Here is a 21006-nt window from a genome sequence, read left to right as displayed (position 1 = left end):
CGCGCCGGGTGACGGGAGCGACGGGTGGAAGAGGGCCGTAGTGAGGCCGTGGTGTGGCGCAATCGCGCCCTGACGCTCTTCCACCGGGAAGCGGTCCCCGTGGTGCCCGTCGAGGCCCGCTTCCTGGCGCTGCTCGCCCGGGGGCGCGACCACCGCGCGGGCCGCCAGGGGGACCGGTCTGACCGCGGACGGCGTCACCTCGAACCGCGCCGAGCCGGTGGCGCGCGCCTACGCGCTCGGCGTGCTCACCCCTGGCGTGTGGCCGCCGGACGCGTAGGCGGTGCCCGCGCCCTCCGGGGCGCCGAAGCGGGCGAGGGTGTGCCACACCATCTTCAGGTCCTGCGGCTCGTACCGGCCGGTGCGAGCGGCGTCCCCGATGATCCGCGGGTCGATCCGCCCGTCCTCGGCGATCCGGGCGCCGAGGGCGGCGTACTCGGGCCCCCGGTAGTCCGCGTGCTCGCGCAGTTCTTCCACCGTCAGGCGGTAACCGGGGTGCCATTCGAGAGGGCAGGGCAGCCGGCGGGCCTCGGCCTCGACGGCGGTGCCGCGGTAGCTCGCGTCCAGGACGAGCGCCTCGACGTGCCGGGCGAGCAGGACCCCGCCGTGGACCTGCGCCTCGATGTAGTCGTTGAGGGCGTCCTGCTCGTCGGCCTCGGCGAGCTCGATCAGCGACATGCCTGCGGCGACCCCGAAATCGGCCGGCTCGGCGGCGCTGTCGGGATAGCAGAAGGTGGTCCGGTCCACGGTGTCGGCGGTGAGCCGGAAGTGCGAGGAGCCGAACCGCGGGGCGGCGCCGACGACTTGACGCCGGAAGTTCAGCGCGCCGTACACGGGCCGCTCGTGCGGGTCGGCGTCGTCGTAGGCGCCCCCGAAGATGCGGCTCTCCCAGCGCCACCGGTCGCCGCCGGGGTGCGCGGTGAGGCCGCCGTTGCTGGTGCCGGTGACGAACTGCGAGTGGTAGGCGCCGTCCTGGGCCAGGGCCCGCAGGATGGGCAGCCCGCCGGCCGCCCGGTCGGGGTGGAAGTTCAGCGTGATCCGCGGCCCGGGGCCGACGGCAGGCCCGGAGGAGCGGGCGGCCACGTGCCGCAGCGCCCGCAGCGCCCGGGCCGTACCGGGCTGTGTCGGCTCCATCGGCTCCCCCTGGTGAGTGCGGACGTCCACCGCAAGAGATCACTCATCGGCGAGGGCGACCGCAACTCATTTACCGGAGGGCCGTGTCCCCGTCGGTCACGGGGTCCAGTGCGGGTCCCGGCCGAGGAAGGCCAGCAGGGCCTCGGCCCGGTCATGGCCGTACGGGAGCCGCCTGGCGGGCGCGAAGACCTGGTAGGAGTCCCGGAGGTGGTCCACGAGCCGATCCGCCGCCGGCCAGATGCCCTCGGCCAGCTCCACGTCCAGCGGGCGGTCCTGGCCGGTGGCCACCGCGATGTCCCAGGCGTGCACGGCCGCGTCCATGGCGGCCGCCGCCGCGGCGAGCCGCGGGGACAGCGGGCCGAGCGGCGTCGGCACCTGCTCGGCGTCCGCGGGCAGCGCGGCGTAGGCCTCCGCGACCCGGCTCAGCACCTTGCCGAGCTCGGCCGCCGGGTCCCCGTCCAGCACGTCGGCCGGGTGGAAGGGGTCGGAGTCCGGCCGGCCGCCGGTGAGCGCGAGGCCGTAGCCCTGCTGGTCGATCCGGGCGTGGTTGAGGACCTGACGCGCGGTCCACTCGGTGCACGGAGTCGGCGCTCCCCACGCCGACTCGGGCACCGCGGCGACCACGTCGCCGAGATGGGAGTGCGCACGTGTGAGAACCTCGAAGTCCCGGGTGTCCGCCATCACCGTTCTCCCCTCTTGCCGTCCACCGGCCGTCGTCAGCAATCTAGGTGTGCTTGCGGACAGTTACGGTCCTCAACAGAAACGTCGTACGTGTTCGAGGCAGTGGAAAGGGAACAGCCCGTAGTGCCAGATGTACGTGAGTGGAGGGCGTCCCTCGTCCGGGACGTGAAGCGCCGACGCGACCCGGCGGTGGTGCAGACGCTTCGGTCGGCCGTCGCGGCGACGGTGGCCTACGTCGTCGCACTGCGCCTGAGTCCCGAGGCGGCCCCGCTGACCGCGCCGCTCACCGCGCTGCTGGTCGTCCAGGTCACCCTGTACGCCACGCTCACGAACGGCATCCGCCGGGTCAACTCGGTGGTGGCCGGCGTCCTGGTCGCCATCGCCTTCAGCCAGCTGGTCGGTCTGACCTGGTGGAGCCTCGCGCTGCTGATCGTGGCCGCGCTGGCGGTGGGGCGGCTGGTACGGGTCGAGGAGTACGTCCCCGAGGTGGCGATCAGCGCCATGCTGGTCCTCGGCGTCACGACGGTCGGCGACACCGCGTGGGCCCGCATCGTGGAGACGCTGATCGGCGCGGTCGTCGGCATGGCCTGCAATCTGCTGCTCGCGCCGCCCGTGTGGGTGGACGAGGCGGGTGAGTCGATCGAGGGGCTCGCCCGGCGGGTGCGGCAGCTGATGCTGCGCATGGGCGAGGAGGCCTCCGGGCGCACGCCCGTCGAGCACGCGACCGAGCGGCTGCACGAGGCGCGCCGCCTCGACCACGACATCGTCGAGGTGGACGCGGCGCTGCGGCAGGCCGAGGACAGTCTGCGGCTCAATCCGCGCGTGCGGGAGGGACTGCTGCACCGGGTCGTGCTGCGCACCGGGCTGGACACGCTGGAGATCTGCACGGTGGTGCTGCGGGTGCTCGCCCGTACCTTCACCGACCTCGCCAAGGAGCGCGATCCGGAGCCGCTGTTCGCGCGCGAGACGGGGGCCGCGGTGGAGCGGCTGCTGTCGGAGATCGCGGACGCGGTGGTCAGTTTCGCGGTCCTCGTCACCACCAGCGTCAGCGTCAGCGCCGAGTCGGCCGAGGCACGGCTGGCCGCGGAGCTGCGCCAGGCCGGGACGACCCGGGACAAGCTGGCCCAGCTGCTGCTGGAGGAGGTCCAGCGCGACGCGCGCAGCTGGCAGCTGCACGGCGCGGTGCTGACCGAGGTCAACCGCATCCTGGATGAGATGGACACCGAGCACCGCTCGCGCCGGCTGCTGGAGGAGCTGGACCGGGCCTCCGCCGAGCAGCGCGAGCGCATGCCGCGGCTGACCCGGCTGCGGGAGAGCCTGCGCGACTCCGGCCGGCTGCGCGTTCCGGAGGTGCTGCGCCGGAACCGCGCGGGTGCCCGGCGTCGTTCCAGGTGATGTGGTCACCGGGGAGGCGTACGTCTCCCCGGCAGCGTGGAACGAAGGGGGCGGGCCGATGGCCGACAGCGGCGTGCGGATCGACGGGAACACTCTGCGGCTTCCGGGCGGGGTGGCGGTGCGCTTCGTGCGCACGCTGCGGCTGCCGGAGACGGGGACGCATCCGCTGCCGCCGGGGCTGGGCGAGTTCCCGGTCCGGCGGGTGGCGGACTATCCGGACACGGCGCCCGAGGCGTGGCGTGCGCGCGGCGGCGTGATGCTGCCGGTGTACCTGCGCGAGGCGATGTGGCTGAGTTTCGCGGGCACGGTCGAGCCCGCCGCCCTCCAGGTCGGGGTGGGCAAGGTCTGCGCGGTCTCGGGCAGGCCGTGGAGCGACCGGCTCTCGCGCAAGCCGCAGAACTACGTCGTACTGCCGCGTCAGCCCTGGCTGGATGGCATCAACTCGGGCAAGGGCACCGTCCGCCAGTTCGTGGCGGTGCCGCTGGGTCTGGGGGCGACCGTCGAGGGCCAGGTCACCGGCGAGGAGGTCTGGGGCGGCGTACAGCTGCAGTCCTTCCCGCTGCGTGAGCGGAAGCTGGCGGAGTGGCGGGAGGCGGAGCGGCGCCGCGCGGAACTCGCCCGGACGCGGGCGGCCGCGCCGGGCGGCGGCTTCGGAATGGCCGCGATGCCCATGGCGGCACCGGCTCCGGGTGCGGCTCCCGCTCCCGCCGCCGCGCGGGCCCCGGCGGCCATGGGGCTCGGCGTCGGCGGCTCCATGCGGCAGGAGGTCTACCGGGACGACCGGCCGCTCGACGACTGGTCCGAGCAGCCCGCCGGCCGGGTCTTCGTGCACCTCGTGACGCCGCCCGAGTGGCGCCGCATCACCGGCGAGGCACCCCCGCCGTCACCGGTCGACCGCGCCGCCTACACCCGCGCGGGACTGCCCTGGTACGACTACTACGACCAGGACGCCCAGGACCTCTCCCCCACCGACACCCTGGAGGCCGTGAAGCCGGTCGGCGACTGGCTCGGCGCCGACCACGACCCCTGGCAGCCCCCCACCCCGCCCCAGGTCAAACCCCTGAAGGACGCACCGGGCAAGCCGGTGGAGGACGGGGACTGGTAGGGCCGCGCGGGGCGGTGAGTGGCAGGGCCGGGCCCGGGCGGTGACTCGTGGGGCCCGGCCGGGACGGCGACTCGTGGGGCCCGGCCGGGACGGCAACTCGTGGGGCCCGGCCCAGACGATGACGCGTGGGGCCCGGCCCGGACGATGACGCGCGGGACCCGGCCCGGACGATGACGCGCAGGTCCCGGCCCGGACGGGATGCGGGGGGCGCGACCCGGACGGGATGCGGGAGGGCGCGAGCCGGACGGTGATGCGGGGGGCGCGAGCCGGATGTCGGCTGGCAGGGAGTCCCCCGGTGCCTTGTCGACGACGAGCCTGCGGCCGGCGGCGGCGCACGTCCGGGCGGGACGGGCCATCACGGCCTGTACCCGGCACCAGCTCCCGGGCGGGAAGGGCCACCGCTGGTGGCGGGCGGTGGTCGGCGGCCGTGATCACGGGACCGGGCAGGACTCGCCGCGCCCGGCACGTCCTTCGTGGACACGCAGACCGTCCGCGGCGCAGGTGGCCGGCAGCCGTGCGCGGGCATTGCACGGCGTGCAACACGTGGGCCCGTTGTTTGCGCAGGGTGGGGCCTGCGCGTCAAGGTGGCTTGTCAGGCAGAGGCGGGCGACCACGCGAGGTGCGGGCATGGGCAGTGGGACACGAGCGGCGAGCGGCGGCTGGAGCAGGCGCCGCTTCGTCGGCGCGCTCGCCGGGCTCGGCGCGGTGACGGCGCTGCCGGCCTGCGCGCCGCCAGGGAATGCCGGGAGCAGCCCGGCGTCACGGCACGCGGCGTCCTCGGCGTCCTCGCACCGCGCGCCGGCGGCGACCCCGAGCCCGAAGACGAAGCCGTCGGGCCCCCGCCCCCTCTTCCTGGGCACCTACACGAGCGTCGAGGGCGGCGGCAAGGGCATCGGCCTCGCCACCTACGACCCGCAGACCGGCCGCGTCACCGGCACCGGCACGGTGAGCGGGATCGCCAATCCGTCCTACCTCGCCGTGCACCCGGACGCGCACACGCTCTACGCGGTCGACGAGCAGGACGCCGGCGCGGTGACCGCCGTGCGCCTGGCCGACCGCGAGGTCCTGGGCAGCCGGAGCACCGGCGGGGCGGGTCCGTGCCATCTGTCGGTGCATCCGAGCGGCCGCTGGCTGCTGAGCGCCAACTACGGCTCGGGCAGCGTGGCCGTGCACCCCATCAACGGTTCGGGCGGACTCGGCGAGCGCACCGACCTGGTCACGCACTCCAGCCCGGGCCCCGGCCCCGGTCAACAGGGGCCGCACGCCCACCAGTTCATCACCAGCCCCGACGGCGGCCACGTCCTCGCCGTGGACCTGGGCACGGACACGGTGTACAGCTACCGTCTCGACGAACGCACCGGCACGCTCACCGAGGTCGCGCGGGCCGCGGCGAAGCCGGGTGCCGGTCCGCGGCACCTCACCTTCCACCCGGGCGGCCGCCACGCCTACCTGGCCAACGAGGTCGACGACACGGTCACGGTGTGCGCCTACGAGCCGTCCACCGGCCGTCTGACGATCGGCGAGCCGCAGTCGACGGGCTCCGGTTCGGGCACCAACTACCCGGCACAGGTCCTGGTCACCGCGAACGGTTCGTACGCGTTCCTCGCCAACCGCGGCGCCAACACCCTGGCGCGGTACGCGATCGAGCGGGACGGTGCCCGGCTGCGGCTGCTCGGCACGGTTCCGGTGGCCGGTGACTTCCCCCGCCAGATCGCCTTCTCCCCGGACGGCACGCTGCTGTTCGCGGCGAACCAGCGGTCGGGCACCGTCAGCGTCTTCCACGTGGACGACGACAGCGGTGAACTGCGGCTGGCGGGCAAGCCGTTCGCCTCACCGGTCGCGGTCTGTGCGCTGCCGCTGTAGGGCTCGGGGGCAGGCGGCCGCACTCGCCTGTCCGAGCAGGACGTGCATGCGCTCGGTGAACTGCGCGACGTCGTCGGCGGGCGTGTGGAACGGCAGGCGTACGTCGCCGTGGGCGCGGGCGCGTTCGATGCGCAGCGTCAGTCCGTGCCGGTCGACGGCGAGCGGCTGGACGCGGACGGCGCCGTGCAGGCTGCCGGGGTCGACGAGGCGCGTCAGGCGCTCGACGGCGTCGGGGTGGCAGTCCGCGAGGTGGGTCAGCAGGTGGGCCTCGGCCAGGGCCAGGGGATCGGGTGCGGCGACGGCGAACTCGTCGAGGCCGACGACCACCGCGCCGGAGGACTGCCGCAGCACGATCCGGGTCGGCCGGAACGCCAGGCGGTCGCCCTCGGGGGTGAAGGACCCCGCCATCCACAGCCTGGCCCGGATGCGGTCGCGTACGGGGACGGGTGCGACGTCGGCGAACTCCAGCACGGCGGACGGCTGCCCACGGGGTGCGAAGATCGCGCTCGCGAGCAGCGCGCTGTCCTCGGGCACGCTCACCAGCACCTGGCCGTCCTCGGCCACGGTGTGCGCGCCGACGAACTCCTCGCGGCCGCCCTCCGCGGTGATCGCGCAGGACCACGCCGCGGCCATCACCGAGCGGACCCGTTCCGCCGCGGCAGGCGCCGCCGTCCAGCTCTGGCTGTCACCCATCCCAGACCTCCTTAGGTAAGCCTTGCCTAACCTATCGAAGATCGGGGTGCACGCCAACACCGCCTCCGCGTCCGGAAGGGATCCCCTCAGGCCGCGATGACGCCCAGCAGCGCCCGGGCGCACAGGTCGCGTACCTGCTCGCGCGTCAGTTCCGAGCCGCGCAGCCACTCCAGGCAGACCGCCGTGGTGAAGGCCAGCCAGCCACGGACGGCGAGCCGGAGGTCCGGGCGCGCCTGGGCGATCGGGCCGAGTTCCGGGTCGTGGGCCAGTGCCGCCAGGATCTGCCGCTCCTGCGCCCCGAGCGCCCGCCGGTAGACCCGTCGCACGGCCTGGTCCCCCGCCGCGTCCGCGCGGTGGAAGGCGCGGAAGCCGTGCGCGTGGGTGTGGACGTACTCCAGGAAGATGTCGAGGTTCGCGGTGAGCTGCTCGCGGGCCGGCACCCCCGGCACCGCCTCCGTCATCTGCAGCATCCGCTCACTCTCCCGCTCGACGACCGCGAGGAAGAAGTCCCGCTTGGTCGGGAAGTAGTGGTAGAGCAGTCCGCGGGAGACCCCGGCGATCTCGGCGACCTGTTCGATCCAGACGTCGTCGTACGGGCTCTCGGAGAACAGCCGCGCCCCCACCGAGAGCAGCTGTTCGCGGCGCTCCTCGGTGCTCAGTCGGCGGCGTGTGCGCCCGCCCGGGTTCGCGGCCATCCCCGCACTTTACTTGACGTCGATTCAACAGCGGGACCAGACTGGGGCGCGCTATTGAACCCACGTACAACTGGCTCGACTGCCGCTGGATCGAGGGAGATCGTGTGATGGCGGAGACCACGACGAGGCCGACGCTGCCGGGCGGCTTCCGCAGTGCCGAAGAGGGCTGGCCGGAGCTGCACCGCATCCCGCACCCGCCGCGCCGGATCCCGCTGCTCGGGGACGTGCTCGGCGTCAACCGGGCCACTCCGCTCCAGGACTCCCTGCGCTTCGCGCGCCAGTTGGGGCCGATATACCGGCGCAAGGCGTTCAACCGGGAGTTCGTGTTCGTCTGGGGCGCCGATCTGGTGGCCGACCTCGCGGACGAGTCGCGGTTCGCCAAGCACGTGGGTCTCGGGGTGGCAAACCTGCGGCCGGTGGCCGGCGACGGGCTGTTCACGGCGTACAACCACGAGCCGAACTGGCAGCTCGCGCACGATGTGCTGGCCCCGGGGTTCAGCCGGGAGGCCATGGCGGCCTACCACCCGATGATGCTGGAGGTTGCCGGACGGCTGACCGACCACTGGGACCGCGAGCGGTCGGCGGGGCGGGCGGTGGACGTGCCCGGCGACATGACCAAGCTGACGCTGGAGACCATCGCGCGGACCGGCTTCGGCCATGACTTCGGCTCCTTCGAACGCGACCGGCCGCACCCCTTCGTCAGCGCGATGGTGGGCACGCTCAGCTACGCCCAGCGGCTCAACTCCGTTCCCTTTCCCGCCCTGTTGCGGCGGGCCGCGCAGCGCAACGAGGCCGACATCGCCTATCTCAACCGCACCGTCGACGACCTGGTCCGCGCCCGGCGCGCGGCGAGCGGGGACGGCGACCTGCTGGACCGGATGCTGGAGACGGCCCATCCCGAGACGGGCGAGCGGCTGTCGCCCGAGAACGTGCGCCGGCAGGTCATCACCTTCCTGGTGGCGGGCCACGAGACCACCTCGGGCGCGCTCTCCTTCGCCCTGTACTACCTCGCCCGCCACCCCGAGATCGCGGCCCGCGCCCGCGCCGAGGTCGACCGCGTCTGGGGTGACACCGCGGCGCCCGGTTACGAGCAGGTGGCCAAGCTCCGCTATGTGCGGCGGATCCTGGACGAGTCGCTGCGCCTGTGGCCGACCGCGCCGGCGTACGCCCGGGAGGCGCTGGAGGACACCGTGCTGGCCGGGCGGCACCCGATGCTCCGGGGCGCCTGGACGCTGGTGCTCACGCCGATGCTGCACCGCGATCCCGCCGCGTGGGGCGCCGACGCCGAGCGGTTCGACCCGGACCGCTTCGATCCCAAGGCGGTCCGCTCCCGCCCCGCGCACACCTTCAAGCCGTTCGGCACGGGGGCGCGGGCGTGCATCGGGCGCCAGTTCGCGCTGCACGAGGCGACGCTGGTGCTCGGGCTGCTGCTGCGCCGGTACGCGTTCGTCCCCGACCCCGGCTACCGGCTGCGGGTGACCGAGCGGCTGACGCTGATGCCGGACGGGCTGCGGCTGCACCTGGAGCTGCCCCAGGTCACGGCCGGTGCGACGGCCGCCGTCGAGGAGACCCCGTCAGAGCCGCGTTGCCCAGTGCACGGGGCGCGTGACTGAGCCGGGCAGACGGGTGCCCTCGCTGCCCCGGGCCGCCGTGAGCTGGGGCTGGGTGAGGAAGAACGCCCCGGTCAGATCGGCGTCGGACAGGTCGGCGTCCCGCAGGTCGGCGCCGATGAGGTCCGCGTACCTCAGGTCGGCGCCGGTCAGGTCGGCGGCGATGAGGTAGGCGCCGCGCAGGTTCGCACCGCGCAGGTCGGCGCCCTTGAGGCGGGCACCCATGAGGTCGGCCCCGCGGCGGTCCTTCTTGCGGCCCCGGACGCCCGCACGGACGAGTTCGCTGGTCTTGAGCAGAAGCACGTTGACCTGCTGCCGGTGGGCGCCGACGTCAAGACCGGCGAGCTCCTCGGGGGTCAGGCGGGTGAGCTCCCGCGTCTGCTCCAGGGCCCGGCGCAGGTCGGCGTGGACCGGGCGGGCGGCGGGCAGGTCGAGGGCCTCGGTGAGGTACCAGAGCAGTTCGTGCAGCTGCCGGACGACGGGGAACACGTCGAACATCCGCCGGGCACGCTCCCGCGGGCCCGTGCGCCAGTCCCGGCCGCCGAACGTGACCTGCGAGACCTGCTGGCCGGCGCCGAAGCAGTCGTAGACCGTGCAGCCGGTGAAGCCCTCCTGGCGCAGGCGGGCGTGGATGCCGCAGCGGTGGTCGTCGCGGAGGTTCGGGCAGGGGGTGCCGGCCGGCTTGTCGAGGGCGAAGTCGGCGGACGCCGCGAAGGGCAGGGCCACACAGCACAGTCCGAAGCAGTTCGCGCAGTCGCCGCGCAGGTCGGCGCGGCCGACGGTCCCCTCTTGCATATCGCACACTCTATCGAAAGCGAAAGCGGTTCGGTCCTTCCCGTCGGCCGACGGTCCGTGGTTCAGCCGGTCAGCAGGGCGCTCAGCCACCGCTCCTCGCGGGCCTCGACGTACTCGGCGTCCTCGCGCCAGGCGTCGCCGTGCCCTTCGGCCCAGAGCCGGGACCAGGGCTGGTTGCCCAGCTCGTTCTGGTCCCGCAGGAAGTCGTGCATCGCGCGGGTACGGCGGCCCAACAGCGGTACCAGGGCTCGCCGTTCGGCCTCGTCGAGCCCGTAGGCGTCGGCGAACAGGCGCAGCCGGGCGGCGGCGTCGGGGGTCTGCCAGTCGGGGTGCGCGGACAGCGGGACGAAGCCGCGGACGGCGTAGGCGACGTCCCACAGGCGGGAACCGGGAGCCGCCGTGTCCCAGTCGATGAACGCCCAGCCGCCCTCGCCGGCGACGAGGTTCCAGGGCGCCAGGTCCTGGTGGGCGATGATGTCGTCGCCCTCGGCGGCCATGAGCACCTGCCAGCGAGCGTCCTCGGGCGGCGTGAAGTCCTGTACGGCGTCGTGGAAGTCGCGGATCATGCGCGCCACCCGGACCAGCCCCACCGCCGGCTCCACCAGGGCGAACCGGTCCGGCCAGACCAGCTCGCCCGGTACGAAGCTCAGCACCTCGCGGCCACGCTCGTCGATCCCCAGCGGGCGTGGCGCGGCCCGGTAGCCGACCTCGTGCAGGTGCGTGAGCAGGGCGTGCACGGACGGCGTCCAGGGTCCCGCGGGCCGGCGCACGGTGTCGCCGACACGGACCACACCGGCACTGACGTTCCCGCCGGTCAACTGCTGTTCCTCTGCGTGCGGCATCCCGACAGTGTGGCCGAACGCCCCGTACGGATCACCTCATTTGATCCCCGCCCCTCCTGCCGCGCGACCGAACCTCACCGATGAGTTTCCGGCGTTGTGGGGGTCCTCTCATACAACCGAAAACAAGCTCCTGTACCACGGATACGAGCCCCCTTCGGGCGGGAGCCGGACGGATCGAGGAGTCGGATCATGTGCAGCCACCAGCCACCGTGCCCCACCGCGGACAGCCCGCTCCATCACGGCGCCGTGATCGTGTCGTCCCACCCGGAACAGGGGTGGAGCCTGCTGTGCAACGGCACGATCGTGTTCGACGACACCGGTGAGCTGCTGCCGGACGGGCGGGTCGTCGACCCGCACCGCGTCCTCGACCCGCTGGCCGTGGCGGCCTGACCCACGGCCGGGGCGGGCTAGCGGGCGAACACCTCGAACGCCACCGCCGGCCTGCCACCGAAGCGCTCGGCCATCCGCTCGGCGTTCTCCGTCAGGAAGGCGCGGGCGTACGTCTCCGGGTCCTCGTCGGTCAACGCCTCGATGTAGGTGCGGTGTTCGAGCAGTGAGCGCACCGCCCGCTCCAGACCGGCCGTGGCGTCGACCGCGTGCGTGGGCGAGGCGGAACCGGCGACGGCGACCCAGCGGACGCCGTCCCAGGGCTCCAGTCCCCGCTCGGTGAGCTCGGGGAAGATCCACCGGTTGCCGGCGTCCGCGGCCGCGTCCAGGGTGGCCCGCCCGACCGCCACGTGGTCCGGGGTGTTCCAGGCGACGCCACCCCAGGTGTCCCGGTGGTTGAGCGTGATCACCAGCTCGGGCCGGTGCCGACGGATCGCGGCGGCGATGTCCCGGCGAAGTGCGACGCCGTACTCGACCACGCCGTCCCGGTGGTCGAGGAACTCCACCTCCGACACCCCCACGAGGGCGGCGCTCGCCCGCTGCTCGCGTTCCCGCAGCGGCCCGCACTCGGCGGGCGCCAGCGTGTCGATGCCCGCCTCGCCGCGGGTCGCCAGCACATAGGCGACCTCACGGCCCTCGTCGGTCCAGGCGGCGATCGCCGCGGAGCAGCCGTACTCGAGGTCGTCGGGGTGTGCCACGACGGCGAGCGCGCGCCGCCAGTCGCCGGGCAGGGGCTGGAGCTGGGTGATCATCGGCTCGGTCATGCGCGCAGACTAGCCGGGTCACGCCTCGTCGCGGACGAGGGCGAGGAGCCTGTCCAGCACGCGCTGTCCGCCCGCGCGAACGCCGTCGTGCTCGAACTCGTCGGTCACCCAGGTGCGCAGGCCCCGGATCGTGCGGGCCGTCCGAAGCGCGTGGGCCGTGTCGACGTACATGTCGTCGTGGTAGACGGCGGCCGCGACCGGCACCTCGTTGGCGGCGAGCCGGGCGGGGTCGTACAGGGGGCGCCAGTCCGTGCGCCGTGCGAGCAGGTCGGCCGTCTCCCGAAGGGGCCGCAGCGCCGGGTCGCAGTCGAACATCCAGGGGTGGATCGACTCACCGGTGAACAGCAGCGGGCCGTCGCCGGCGAGCGCCTTGGCCGCGTCGAACTGCGGGAACTCGCCGCGCACGCGCTCGGCCGACCAGTCGGTGGGGCGCTCGTCCTGGGCGTAGCACGCCTCGTGGACGAGGGCGTAGAGGGGGTGACCGGCGTACGACAGCAGGGCCTGTACGTCCTCCTGGAAGGCGTCGGAGAGTTCCGCGCCGTGCGAGGTGCGCACGAAGGCGTGCTCCAGGAGGTGGTGGAGGCGGTGGCTGCCCTCGCCGCCGCCGAGGAGGATGCCGAGGGACTGGAAGGCCTCGGCGGTGAGCCGGTAGCCGTTGGGCAGGGTCACGTCGTGGGTGAGGAGGTGGTCGGCGATGCGCCGGGCGCGCTCCACGTCCTGCGGATAGCGCGCGTAGTGCGCGGCGACCTTGCGCTCGACGCGGGGGTAGGCGGCGCGGTAGACGTCGTCGGCGTGCGCGTCGAGGGAGGGCAGGCCGCCGGTGATCAGGGCCGCGGTGAGACCTTCGGGGGCGCGGGAGAGGTAGTTGACGGCGCAGAAGCCGCCGAAGCTCTGGCCGAGCACGGTCCAGGTGGCGCCGCCGGTGACCGCCGGGCGGATGGCCTCGCAGTCGCGGACGATCGAGTCGGCGCGGAAGTGGGTGAGGTAGGCGGCCTGTTCCGCGGGGCCGCCGCGCAGCGGCAGGGTCTGCCGGTTGGCGGGGGTGGAGTGTCCGGTGCCGCGCTGGTCGAGGAGGAGGACGCGGTACTCCTTCAGGGCGCGGCCGAGCCAGGAGGGCCTGCCGACGAACCGGTTGGCGCCGAAGCCCGGGCCGCCCTGGAGGTAGACCAGCCACGGCAGGTTCCGGTCCGCCTTCTCGCTCGCGACGACCTCACGGGCGTAGAGCTCGATCGTCTCCCCGGCCGGGTCGTCGTGGTCGAGGGGCACGGTGAAGCGGCGGTCGGTGAGGACGACGCCGGGCTGGCGGTACGTGGCGGTCAACGGGTCTCCCGGGACGGACGGTCTTCTGGCCGCGTCCCACTTCACCACATGACCGGGCCCGTGCCGACCTCCGGGATCATGAAATTTACTGAACGGACGATCAGCGGGCCGAGAGGCTGGAGCGCCGTACCACGAGCTCCGGCTGGAGCACGACCCGTCGGTGTTCGTGCCGGGTCGTGCCGGTCTCGGCCTCCGTCTCCTCCAGCAGCAGCTCCGCGGCCATGGCGCCCATGGTGACGGCGGGCTGCCGTACGGAGGTGAGGGGGACGGCCGCCGCGGCCGCGAACTCGATGTCGTCGTAGCCGACGATGGCGAGGTCGTCGGGGACGGTTATGCCGGCCGCGTACATGGCCTGCAGGACGCCGAGGGCGAGCAGGTCGTTGGCGCAGAAGACGGCGGTGGGGCGGTCGGCGAGGCCGAGCAGGCGGGCGCCCGCGTCGCGGCCGGCGGCCACGTCGAGCCGCTCGGTGGGCAGCTCGCGCAGACTGTCCGGGCCGAGACCGGCCTCGGCGAGGGCGTTCAGGGCGCCCGTGCGGCGGTCGCGGACCTGGTTGAGACCGGGCGGGCCGCTGACGTACGCGATGGAGCGGTGCCCGGCGTCGACGAGGTGGCGCACGGCCAAGGCGCCGCCCGCCACGTCGTCGACGGAGACCGAGCACTCGGTGGTGCCCTCGGCGACCCGGTCGACGAGGACGAAGGGGATGTTGTGCCGCCGGAAGGTCTCGATGTTCCGGCCGGTCGCGTCGGCGGGGGTCAGCAGCACGCCCCGCACCCGCTGCTCGGCGAAGAGCGACAGGTACTCGGCCTCCTCGCCGGCGCTCTGCGCGCTGTTGCAGACCATCACGCCGAGCCCGGCGTCGCGCGCGGCGCGCTCGGCACCGCGGGCGACGTCGACGAAGAACGGGTTGCCCATGTCGAGGACGAGCAGCCCCATGATCCGGCTGCGGCCCGCGCGCAGCTGACGCGCGGACTCGCTGCGGACGTAGCCGAGCCGGTCTATGGCGGACTGCACCCGTGCCCGGGTCTCCGTGGCGACCGTGTCCGGACGGTTGATCACGTTCGACACCGTGCCGACGGAGACTCCGGCGGCACGGGCGACGTCCTTGATACCCACCGACTGGGCCATCAGGCAGGGACCTCCAGAGGAACGCGGAGCGGCGGGAAGAAGACCTTCACATTACCGTCATCGCCCCGCACATCGGCGCCGGTCACGCGGGCAGTGCGAAGTCGGCGACATGGAGTGCCGAGGGGGTCGTACCGCTCGACTTCTCCTGGTACATGAACGACAGGACGTTGTCGTACTTCACCCGCGTCTCGTCGATGACGACCTCGCCGAAGGCGTTCAGGTCGCTGCCGTCGTAGAGCAGGGTCCAGTCGGTGTACCCGGAGGCCTTCGACGCGGCGGCGATCCGGCCGAAGGGGAAGACCGCGTAGGCGTTGTCGTACTTGTCCAGGACCAGCTTGGTGCGCTGGCTGGAGTTCAGGGGGACCGGGATCTCGGTCTTGGTCCAGGTGCCCGACGCGTTCTTGCGGACGTGGAAGGCGCGGCCGTTGGCGGTGCGGTCGGCGACGTAGTTGGTGGTGCACTGGCCGAAGCGGCCGGGGACGTAGCTGATGATCGCGTGCGGGAGGCCGGTGGAGTCCGTCCACTGGCTCTCCTGGTTCATCAGGGAGTGGTCGGGGTTGAGGGAGTCGACGACCAGGCCGGCGTCGGTGACGGCGACGGTGTCCGAGGTGCCGGTGGTGGCGACCAGTGCGCCCGCGTCGTTGCGCCAGGTGCGGCCGCGGTCGGTCGAGTAGACGTAACCGGTGTCGTGGTTGGTGATGCCGCCGCTGTTGCACATCACCGCCGCGTTCTGCTCGCGCCAGGTGAAGAAGGAGTGCAGCCGGCCGCCCGCGTCGTAGTCGATGCCGTGCAGGTACATGTTGCGGGCGGTGGAGGAGCCGTGCGAGCTGGTGTACGTGCCCGTGGAGCTCGACCACTCCCCCAGGGCTTTCCAACTCGAACCGTCGTACTCGGCGATGGCGTTGCGGCCGTTGCCGGAGATGCCGACCCGGTAGCTGAGCTGGAGCCTGCCCTCGGGGGTGGAGACGAACTGCGGGTAGGTGAACTGCGAGGTGAGGGCGAGGCCGTCCATGGACGTCTGGACGGCGCCGAACACGGACGAGGTCCAGGCGGTGGTGGCGGGGTTGTCCACCAGCCCGGCGACGGACTTCACGTAGAAGTAGCCGTCGCTGTGCGAGTCCATGTTGAGGTGCAGCCGGCCGTCGACCTTGGAGACGCCCATGGAGATGACGTTGTGCGAGTCGCTGCTCTTGAGGACGTGGGACAGCGTGACCGTCGACCAGCTGCTCGCGCTCAGTGCCCGCCGGCCGACCACGGCGTTGCCGGTCGCGGTGTACCAGACGGCGTACTGGTAGCCCTTGTACGTCAACAGGCCGTTCTTCTGGAACGAGTTGTTGTTCACCAGACCGTCGTAGGAGACGAAGAAGATCGCCTGGGAGTCGAGTCGGGTGGTGCCCTTCTTGCTCACGGCGGGGCCGGGGTCGGCGGCCCGCGCGATGCCCGGTGTTGCCACGGCCGCGAGTATGGCGGTCGCGAGCACGGTGCGTCTTCTCATGAACGGCTCCAGCGGGGCGGGGAGGATCAGCGGGGAGGGGTCAGGCGAGGTGGAACACTTCGGTGAGCGGTTTCATGGCCTCGTCGGGCCGGGCGCCGTCCAGCGACTCGAAGAACGGCCCCATCTCCGCCTGCCAGCGGGCGTTGACCTCGGTGGCCTCCATGCCGGCGAGCGCGGCGTCGAAGTCCTCGGTCTCCAGGTAGCCGACGAGCAGGCCGTCGTCGCGCAGGAAGAGGGAGTAGTTGTGCCAGCCGGTGGCGGAGAGCGCCTCGCGCATCTCCGGCCACACGGCGGCGTGGCGTTCGCGGTACTCGGCGAGCCGGTCCTCACGGACCTTGAGGAGGAAACAGACGCGCTGCATTGAAGTACCAGCTCCCGCGGGGGTGGACAGGACTCAGAAGTTGAACTGGTCGATGTTCTTGGCGGTGAACACGGTCGGCTTGCCGAGGGTGATCACGCCGTCCTTGCCGATGGTGTACGTGGTCGAGCCGGCCTTGAAGGTCTCGCCCTCCTTGCCGGTGATCTGGCCGGAGGACAGCGCGACGGCGGTGCGGGCGGCCAGGTCGCCGAGCTTGGCCGGGTCCCACAGCTCGAAGCCCTCGACGGTGCCGTTCTTGACGTACTTGCGCATGTCGTTGGGGGTGCCCAGGCCGGTCAGCTTGACCTTGCCCTTGTACTTGGAGCCGGAGAGGTACTGGGCGGCGGCCTTGATGCCGACGGTGGTCGGGGAGATGATCCCCTTCAGGTTCGGGTACTGCTGGAGCAGGCCCTGGGTCTGCTGGAAGGAGGCCTGGGCGTCGTCGTTGCCGTAGGCGATCTTCACCAGCTTGACGTTCTTGTACTTCGGGTCCTTCAGCTCGTCCTTCATGTACCCGATCCAGGTGTTCTGGTTCGTGGCGGTCTGGGCGGCGGACAGGATCGCGATCTCGCCCTTGTAGCCGATCTGCTGGGCGAGCAGCTGCACCTCGGTGCGGCCGAGGTCCTCGGCGGAGGCCTGCGAGACGAAGGCGTTGCGGCAGTCGGGCTTGGTGTCGGAGTCGTAGGTGACGACCTTGATGTTGTTCTTCATGGCCTGCTTCAGCGCGGTGCACAGGGCGCCCGGGTCCTGAGCGGAGACGGCCATCGCGTTCACCTGCTGCTGGGTGAGCGTGTTGACGTAGGAGACCTGCCCGGCGGTGTCGGTGGCGCTGGAGGGGCCGACCTCCTTGTACTTGCTGCCGAGTTCGGTCAGCGCCTTCTCGCCGCCCTTGTCGGCGGAGGTGAAGTACGGGTTGTTGACCTGCTTGGGCAGGAAGCCGACGGTCAGGCCCTTCTTCAGCGCGGCGTTCGGGTCGGCCTTCGCGGTCGAGGACGCGGAGGCGTTGTCGCTGCCGGAGTTGTTCTTGGTGGTGCCGCCGCAGGCGGTCAGCGCGAGGGCGAGCGAGGTGCCGGCGGCGAGGGCCGCGCAGGTACGACGGACGGATGACTTGCGCATGATGGGGTTTCCTTTACGAGGGTGAGGAGTTACGACGTCGGAGTCGAGGCGGCGGCTCTGCGTCCCGCCCTCGCGACGGAGATTTGCCGTGCGACCCGGGGGCCGAGCACGGAGATGACGAGCAGGACGCCGGTGACGACGATCTGCGACTGGGCGGAGATGTTCAGCAGGCTCATCACGTTCTGCAGCGCTCCGAGGAGGAAGACCCCCGCGATCGCGCCGCCGAGCGTGCCCCGGCCGCCGTCGAAATCGATGCCGCCGAGCAGCACCGCGGCGACGACGGACAGTTCGAGTCCGGTGGCGTTGTCGTAACGGGCGCTGGCGTAGTGCAGCGCCCAGAAGATCCCGGTGAGCGAGGCCATCAGGCCGGTCACCGTGAACAGGATCAGCTTGTGCCGCTTGACCCGGATGCCGGCGAACCGCGCCGCCTCCTCGCTCGCGCCGATCGCGAACAGCGACCGTCCGAACGGCGTGGCGTGGAGCACCACGACGGCGATGGCGAGCAGGACGAGGAAGGGCAGGAAGGCCTGCGGGAGGAAGGTGTTCCCGAGCCGTCCGGACGCGAAGTCCAGGTACTGCGTGGGGAAGTCGGTCACCGCGTCGGAGCCGAGCACGATCTGCGCGATGCCCCGGTAGGCGGCGAGGGTGCCGATGGTGACGGCGAGGGAGGGCAGTCCGAGCCGGGTCACAAGGAGGCCGTTGATCAGCCCGCACACGACACCGAGCAGCAGGCACAGCGGGATGATCGTCTCGATCGCCATGCCGTCGTTCCACAGCTTGCCCATCACCGCGCCGGACAGGCCGGCGGTGGAGGCGACGGACAGGTCGATCTCGCCGGCGACGACCAGCAGGGTCATCGGCAGGGCGATCAGCGCGATGGGCAGGGTGTTGCCGATCAGGAACGACAGGTTGAGGGCGTTGCCGAACCCGTCGACGATGCCGAACGACAGCAGCAGCAGCAGGATGAGCAGCGCGCCGACGACCGTGTCCCAGCGGACCGCGCGCGTCAGGGACTCAGGCATTGCGGGCGTTCCTCTTCTTCAGGGCGGAGGCCACGCGCAGCGCGACGATCCGGTCGACCGCGATGGCGAGGATGAGCAGGATGCCGTTGATCGCGAGCACCCAGACCGAGCTGACGCCGAGGGCGGGCAGCACGCTGTTGATGGAGGTCAGCAGCAGGGCGCCGAGCGCGGCCCCGTACACGCTGCCGGAGCCTCCGGTGAAGACCACGCCGCCGACCACGACCGCGCTGACGACGGTGAGTTCGTAGCCGGTGCCGGTCCCGGAGTCGACGTTGCCGAACCGGGCCAGGTACATGGCGCCGGCCAGGCCCGCGAGTCCGCCGCAGAAGGTGTACGCGGCCAGGATCCGCTTGCGGACGGGGATGCCGGCGAGCCGGGCCGCCTCCGGGTTGGAGCCGAGCGCGTACAGCTCGCGTCCGCTGCCGAAGTGCTTGAGGTAGTACGCCGTCGCCACCAGCACGGCCAGCGCGATCAGCGCGAGGTACGGCACCGCGGAGATGCCGCCGGAGCCGAAGTCGACGAAGCCGCCGGGCAGGTCGGCCGCCGTGATCTGGCGGGAGCCGACCCAGATGGAGTCGATGCCGCGGATGATGTACAGCGTGCCGAGGGTGACGACGAGCGCGGGCACTTGGCCGAGGCTGACGAGCAGGCCGTTGAGCAGGCCGAACCCGATGCCCATCAGGACCGCCAGCCCGATCGCGATCACCGAACTGCCGCCGCCGTGCAGGTAGTCGCCGGCCGCGAAGGCGCAGATGCCGAGGGTCGAGCCGACGGACAGGTCGACGTTCCGCGTGATCACCACCAGGGACTGGCCGGTGGCGACCAGCACCAGGATGGTGGCGTTCAGCAGCAGGTCCTTGATGCCCTGCTCGGACAGGAACTCGCTGTTGCCGGCCTGGGTGATGCCGATCATCACCAGGAAGACGACGAGGATGGCGAGCTCGCGCATCTTGAAGACGCGGTCGACGAGCCGGGTGCCGCTGGACTTGGGCACCTCGGCGACGGGGGTCTCGTTGGGAGTGGTCACCGTCATGCGGCGGCCCTCCCGGTGGCTGCGGCCATCACGGTTTCCTCGGTGGCTTCGGCGCGTGGGATCTCGGCGGTCAGCCGGCCCTCGTGCATCACGAGCACGCGGTCGGCCATGCCGAGGATCTCGGGCAGGTCGGAGGAGATCATCAGAACGGCGACGCCGTCGGCGGCCAGCCGGCTGAGCAGCCGGTGCACCTCGGCCTTGGTGCCGACGTCGATGCCCCGCGTGGGCTCGTCGACGATCAGTACCTTGGGGCCGGTGGCGAGCCACTTGGCCAGGACGACCTTCTGCTGGTTGCCGCCGGACAGGGTCGAGACGGCGTCGGCGATCCGGGCGTACTTCACCTGGAGCTTGACCGCCCAGTCCAGGGACCGGTCGCGTTCGGCGCCACGGTCCATCAGGCCGGCCCGGACGGTCGTACGGAGTCCGGTGAGGCCGATGTTGCGCTCGATGGACATGCCCATCACCAGGCCCTGGGCGCGCCGGTCCTCAGGGACGAGGGCGAGCCCGGCGGCCATCGCGGTGGACGGGGCGCCGTTGGTGAGCCTGCGGCCCTGGACCTCGACCTCGCCGGCATCCCAGCGGTCGATGCCGAAGACGGCCCGGGCCACCTCGGTGCGGCCGGCGCCGACGAGTCCGGCGAGGCCGACGATCTCGCCGTGCCGGACGTCGAAGGAGACGTCGGTGAAGACACCCTCCCGAGTCAACCGCCGTACGCTCAGCGCGACTTGACCGGGCTTGACGTCCTGCTTGGGGTACAGCTCCTCGAGGTCGCGACCGACCATGCGCCGGACGAGGTCGTCCTCCGTCATCCCCTCGATCGGCTCGCTGGCGATCCAGGCGCCGTCGCGCAGGGTGGTGACCCGCTGGCAGATCTCGAAGATCTCCTCCAGCCGGTGCGAGATGAACAGCACGGCGGCGCCCTGTTCGCGCAGGGTGCGCACGACGCCGAAGAGCCGGGCCACCTCGCTGCCGGTCAGGGCGGCCGTCGGCTCGTCCATGATCAGGACGCGGGCGTCGAAGGAGAGCGCCTTGGCGATCTCCACGATCTGCTGGTCGGCGATGGACAGGCCGCGCGCTGGGCGGTCGGGGTCGAGTTCGACGCCGAGCCGCTTCATCAGCCGCAGCGTCGCGGTGTGCGTGGCCTTGTGGTCGATCCGGCCCAGGGCGCGCCGGGGCTGGCGGCCCATGAAGATGTTCTCGGCGATCGAAAGGTCGGGAAAGAGCGTGGGCTCCTGGTAGATGACGGCGATGCCCGCGTCGCGTGCGTCACCGGGTCCGTGGAAGACGACGGGCTCACCGTCGAGCAGCACCCGGCCGGCGTCCGGTCGGTGGACGCCGGCGAGCGTCTTGATCAGGGTCGACTTGCCCGCGCCGTTCTCTCCGGCGAGGGCGTGCACCTCTCCGGGGAACAGCTCCAGGGACACGTCCCGCAGGGCACGCACGGCCCCGAAGGACTTCGAAATGTCCTCGAGCGCCAGCACCGGGGCCGGACCCGTGTCGGACGGGTGGGTCATGAGGGGCTCCTCGACGACGCCCGGGAAGCACCTCGCGGCGTCGTGAAAGGTTTCAACTTGG

At 72.3% G+C, this 21006-nt stretch carries 20 protein-coding genes and 1 pseudogene; 6 read left to right on the top strand and 15 right to left on the bottom strand.

Features of this window, described 5'->3' with window-relative positions; translation table 11 throughout:
- Window positions 1-90: 90 nt before the first annotated feature.
- A pseudogene (locus tag FBY22_RS44830) lies at window positions 91-277 on the top strand (diguanylate cyclase); the annotation flags it as partial.
- Here the strand turns inward: FBY22_RS44830 and FBY22_RS13355 are convergent.
- Window positions 229-1131, bottom strand: coding sequence for a DUF3626 domain-containing protein (locus FBY22_RS13355; protein ID WP_142145354.1), 903 nt, complete (start codon window positions 1129-1131; stop codon window positions 229-231). The pseudogene FBY22_RS44830 and the gene FBY22_RS13355 overlap by 49 nt on opposite strands.
- Before the next feature lie 96 nt (window positions 1132-1227).
- Window positions 1228-1812, bottom strand: coding sequence for a TIGR03086 family metal-binding protein (locus tag FBY22_RS13350; RefSeq protein ID WP_142145352.1), 585 nt, complete (start codon window positions 1810-1812; stop codon window positions 1228-1230).
- Between the two features lie 123 nt (window positions 1813-1935).
- Here FBY22_RS13350 and FBY22_RS13345 point away from each other — a divergent pair, with 123 nt between their 5' ends.
- The 3 genes from FBY22_RS13345 to FBY22_RS13335 all read left to right on the top strand — a co-directional run bounded on the left by FBY22_RS13345 (window position 1936) and on the right by FBY22_RS13335 (window position 6175).
- Window positions 1936-3207 carry an aromatic acid exporter family protein gene (locus FBY22_RS13345; RefSeq protein WP_142145350.1) on the top strand — a complete coding sequence of 424 codons (1272 nt, stop codon included), beginning with the start codon at window positions 1936-1938 and terminating at the stop codon, window positions 3205-3207.
- A gap of 58 nt (window positions 3208-3265) precedes the next feature.
- Window positions 3266-4312 carry a hypothetical protein gene (locus FBY22_RS13340; RefSeq protein ID WP_142145348.1) on the top strand — a complete coding sequence of 349 codons (1047 nt, stop codon included), beginning with the start codon at window positions 3266-3268 and terminating at the stop codon, window positions 4310-4312.
- Window positions 4313-4939: 627 nt separating this feature from the next.
- Window positions 4940-6175: a lactonase family protein gene (locus FBY22_RS13335; protein WP_142145346.1), complete on the top strand. Its 1236-nt coding sequence runs from the start codon at window positions 4940-4942 to the stop codon at window positions 6173-6175.
- Here FBY22_RS13335 and FBY22_RS13330 read toward each other — a convergent pair.
- Together FBY22_RS13330 and FBY22_RS13325 are read right to left on the bottom strand one after the other, a co-directional pair.
- Window positions 6143-6868, bottom strand: coding sequence for a DUF2470 domain-containing protein (locus FBY22_RS13330; protein ID WP_142145344.1), 726 nt, complete (start codon window positions 6866-6868; stop codon window positions 6143-6145). The two genes, FBY22_RS13335 and FBY22_RS13330, sit on opposite strands and share 33 nt — an antisense overlap.
- An 86-nt stretch (window positions 6869-6954) precedes the next feature.
- On the bottom strand, window positions 6955-7563 hold the full coding sequence (locus FBY22_RS13325) for a TetR/AcrR family transcriptional regulator (protein ID WP_142145342.1): 609 nt from the start codon (window positions 7561-7563) through the stop codon (window positions 6955-6957).
- A gap of 107 nt (window positions 7564-7670) precedes the next feature.
- Here FBY22_RS13325 and FBY22_RS13320 point away from each other — a divergent pair, with 107 nt between their 5' ends.
- Window positions 7671-9176, top strand: a complete 1506-nt coding sequence (locus tag FBY22_RS13320) for a cytochrome P450 (protein ID WP_142145341.1) — start codon at window positions 7671-7673, stop codon at window positions 9174-9176.
- Here the strand turns inward: FBY22_RS13320 and FBY22_RS13315 are convergent.
- Both FBY22_RS13315 and FBY22_RS13310 read right to left on the bottom strand, forming a co-directional pair.
- On the bottom strand, window positions 9138-9968 hold the full coding sequence (locus FBY22_RS13315; RefSeq protein ID WP_142145339.1) for a pentapeptide repeat-containing protein: 831 nt from the start codon (window positions 9966-9968) through the stop codon (window positions 9138-9140). The two genes, FBY22_RS13320 and FBY22_RS13315, sit on opposite strands and share 39 nt — an antisense overlap.
- A gap of 62 nt (window positions 9969-10030) precedes the next feature.
- Window positions 10031-10810, bottom strand: a complete 780-nt coding sequence (locus tag FBY22_RS13310; protein ID WP_142145337.1) for a phosphotransferase enzyme family protein — start codon at window positions 10808-10810, stop codon at window positions 10031-10033.
- A gap of 189 nt (window positions 10811-10999) precedes the next feature.
- Here FBY22_RS13310 and FBY22_RS13305 point away from each other — a divergent pair, with 189 nt between their 5' ends.
- Window positions 11000-11200 carry a DUF5999 family protein gene (locus FBY22_RS13305; RefSeq protein WP_142145335.1) on the top strand — a complete coding sequence of 67 codons (201 nt, stop codon included), beginning with the start codon at window positions 11000-11002 and terminating at the stop codon, window positions 11198-11200.
- 17 nt (window positions 11201-11217) lie between these two features.
- On the opposite strand, the gene FBY22_RS13300 is transcribed toward FBY22_RS13305, so the two are convergent.
- The 9 genes from FBY22_RS13300 to FBY22_RS13260 all read right to left on the bottom strand — a co-directional run bounded on the left by FBY22_RS13300 (window position 11218) and on the right by FBY22_RS13260 (window position 20945).
- Window positions 11218-11961: a PIG-L deacetylase family protein gene (locus tag FBY22_RS13300; RefSeq protein WP_142145333.1), complete on the bottom strand. Its 744-nt coding sequence runs from the start codon at window positions 11959-11961 to the stop codon at window positions 11218-11220.
- Window positions 11962-11979: 18 nt separating this feature from the next.
- Window positions 11980-13281 carry an alpha/beta fold hydrolase gene (locus tag FBY22_RS13295; RefSeq protein WP_142145331.1) on the bottom strand — a complete coding sequence of 434 codons (1302 nt, stop codon included), beginning with the start codon at window positions 13279-13281 and terminating at the stop codon, window positions 11980-11982.
- A gap of 100 nt (window positions 13282-13381) precedes the next feature.
- Window positions 13382-14407, bottom strand: coding sequence for a LacI family DNA-binding transcriptional regulator (locus FBY22_RS13290; RefSeq protein WP_142145329.1), 1026 nt, complete (start codon window positions 14405-14407; stop codon window positions 13382-13384).
- A gap of 82 nt (window positions 14408-14489) precedes the next feature.
- The gene (locus FBY22_RS13285; protein ID WP_142145326.1) at window positions 14490-15902 is read right to left on the bottom strand and encodes a BNR repeat-containing protein; all 1413 of its coding nucleotides are present in this window, start codon (window positions 15900-15902) and stop codon (window positions 14490-14492) included.
- Between the two features lie 40 nt (window positions 15903-15942).
- Window positions 15943-16263 carry an L-rhamnose mutarotase gene (locus FBY22_RS13280; RefSeq protein ID WP_142145325.1) on the bottom strand — a complete coding sequence of 107 codons (321 nt, stop codon included), beginning with the start codon at window positions 16261-16263 and terminating at the stop codon, window positions 15943-15945.
- Between the two features lie 33 nt (window positions 16264-16296).
- The gene (rhaS, locus tag FBY22_RS13275; RefSeq protein ID WP_142145323.1) at window positions 16297-17376 is read right to left on the bottom strand and encodes a rhamnose ABC transporter substrate-binding protein; all 1080 of its coding nucleotides are present in this window, start codon (window positions 17374-17376) and stop codon (window positions 16297-16299) included.
- A gap of 29 nt (window positions 17377-17405) precedes the next feature.
- Window positions 17406-18398: an ABC transporter permease gene (locus FBY22_RS13270; protein WP_142145321.1), complete on the bottom strand. Its 993-nt coding sequence runs from the start codon at window positions 18396-18398 to the stop codon at window positions 17406-17408.
- Window positions 18391-19431: an ABC transporter permease gene (locus FBY22_RS13265; protein ID WP_142145319.1), complete on the bottom strand. Its 1041-nt coding sequence runs from the start codon at window positions 19429-19431 to the stop codon at window positions 18391-18393. The genes FBY22_RS13270 and FBY22_RS13265 overlap by 8 nt, the downstream gene beginning before the upstream one ends.
- Window positions 19428-20945 carry a sugar ABC transporter ATP-binding protein gene (locus FBY22_RS13260; RefSeq protein ID WP_142145317.1) on the bottom strand — a complete coding sequence of 506 codons (1518 nt, stop codon included), beginning with the start codon at window positions 20943-20945 and terminating at the stop codon, window positions 19428-19430. The genes FBY22_RS13265 and FBY22_RS13260 overlap by 4 nt, the downstream gene beginning before the upstream one ends.
- Between the last annotated feature and the right edge of the window lie 61 nt (window positions 20946-21006).

Source organism: Streptomyces sp. SLBN-31 (genome assembly GCF_006715395.1).
Classification (GTDB): Bacteria; Actinomycetota; Actinomycetes; order Streptomycetales; family Streptomycetaceae; genus Streptomyces.
This window is presented reverse-complemented; position numbering and strand designations above follow the sequence as displayed.

Bases quoted from the DNA above. Each gene is read 5' to 3' on its own strand.
- FBY22_RS13355 (WP_142145354.1), bottom strand. From the start codon at position 1,131: ATGGAGCCGACACAGCCCGGTACGGCCCGGGCGCTGCGGGCGCTGCGG.
- FBY22_RS13350 (WP_142145352.1), bottom strand. From the start codon at position 1,812: ATGGCGGACACCCGGGACTTCGAGGTTCTCACACGTGCGCACTCCCAT.
- FBY22_RS13340 (WP_142145348.1), top strand. From the start codon at position 3,266: ATGGCCGACAGCGGCGTGCGGATCGACGGGAACACTCTGCGGCTTCCG.
- FBY22_RS13335 (WP_142145346.1), top strand. From the start codon at position 4,940: ATGGGCAGTGGGACACGAGCGGCGAGCGGCGGCTGGAGCAGGCGCCGC.
- FBY22_RS13330 (WP_142145344.1), bottom strand. From the start codon at position 6,868: ATGGGTGACAGCCAGAGCTGGACGGCGGCGCCTGCCGCGGCGGAACGG.
- FBY22_RS13325 (WP_142145342.1), bottom strand. From the start codon at position 7,563: ATGGCCGCGAACCCGGGCGGGCGCACACGCCGCCGACTGAGCACCGAG.
- FBY22_RS13320 (WP_142145341.1), top strand. From the start codon at position 7,671: ATGGCGGAGACCACGACGAGGCCGACGCTGCCGGGCGGCTTCCGCAGT.
- FBY22_RS13315 (WP_142145339.1), bottom strand. From the start codon at position 9,968: ATGCAAGAGGGGACCGTCGGCCGCGCCGACCTGCGCGGCGACTGCGCG.
- FBY22_RS13310 (WP_142145337.1), bottom strand. From the start codon at position 10,810: ATGCCGCACGCAGAGGAACAGCAGTTGACCGGCGGGAACGTCAGTGCC.
- FBY22_RS13305 (WP_142145335.1), top strand. From the start codon at position 11,000: ATGTGCAGCCACCAGCCACCGTGCCCCACCGCGGACAGCCCGCTCCAT.
- FBY22_RS13300 (WP_142145333.1), bottom strand. From the start codon at position 11,961: ATGACCGAGCCGATGATCACCCAGCTCCAGCCCCTGCCCGGCGACTGG.
- FBY22_RS13290 (WP_142145329.1), bottom strand. From the start codon at position 14,407: ATGGCCCAGTCGGTGGGTATCAAGGACGTCGCCCGTGCCGCCGGAGTC.
- FBY22_RS13285 (WP_142145326.1), bottom strand. From the start codon at position 15,902: ATGAGAAGACGCACCGTGCTCGCGACCGCCATACTCGCGGCCGTGGCA.
- FBY22_RS13280 (WP_142145325.1), bottom strand. From the start codon at position 16,263: ATGCAGCGCGTCTGTTTCCTCCTCAAGGTCCGTGAGGACCGGCTCGCC.
- rhaS (WP_142145323.1), bottom strand. From the start codon at position 17,376: ATGCGCAAGTCATCCGTCCGTCGTACCTGCGCGGCCCTCGCCGCCGGC.
- FBY22_RS13270 (WP_142145321.1), bottom strand. From the start codon at position 18,398: ATGCCTGAGTCCCTGACGCGCGCGGTCCGCTGGGACACGGTCGTCGGC.
- FBY22_RS13265 (WP_142145319.1), bottom strand. From the start codon at position 19,431: ATGACGGTGACCACTCCCAACGAGACCCCCGTCGCCGAGGTGCCCAAG.
- FBY22_RS13260 (WP_142145317.1), bottom strand. From the start codon at position 20,945: ATGACCCACCCGTCCGACACGGGTCCGGCCCCGGTGCTGGCGCTCGAG.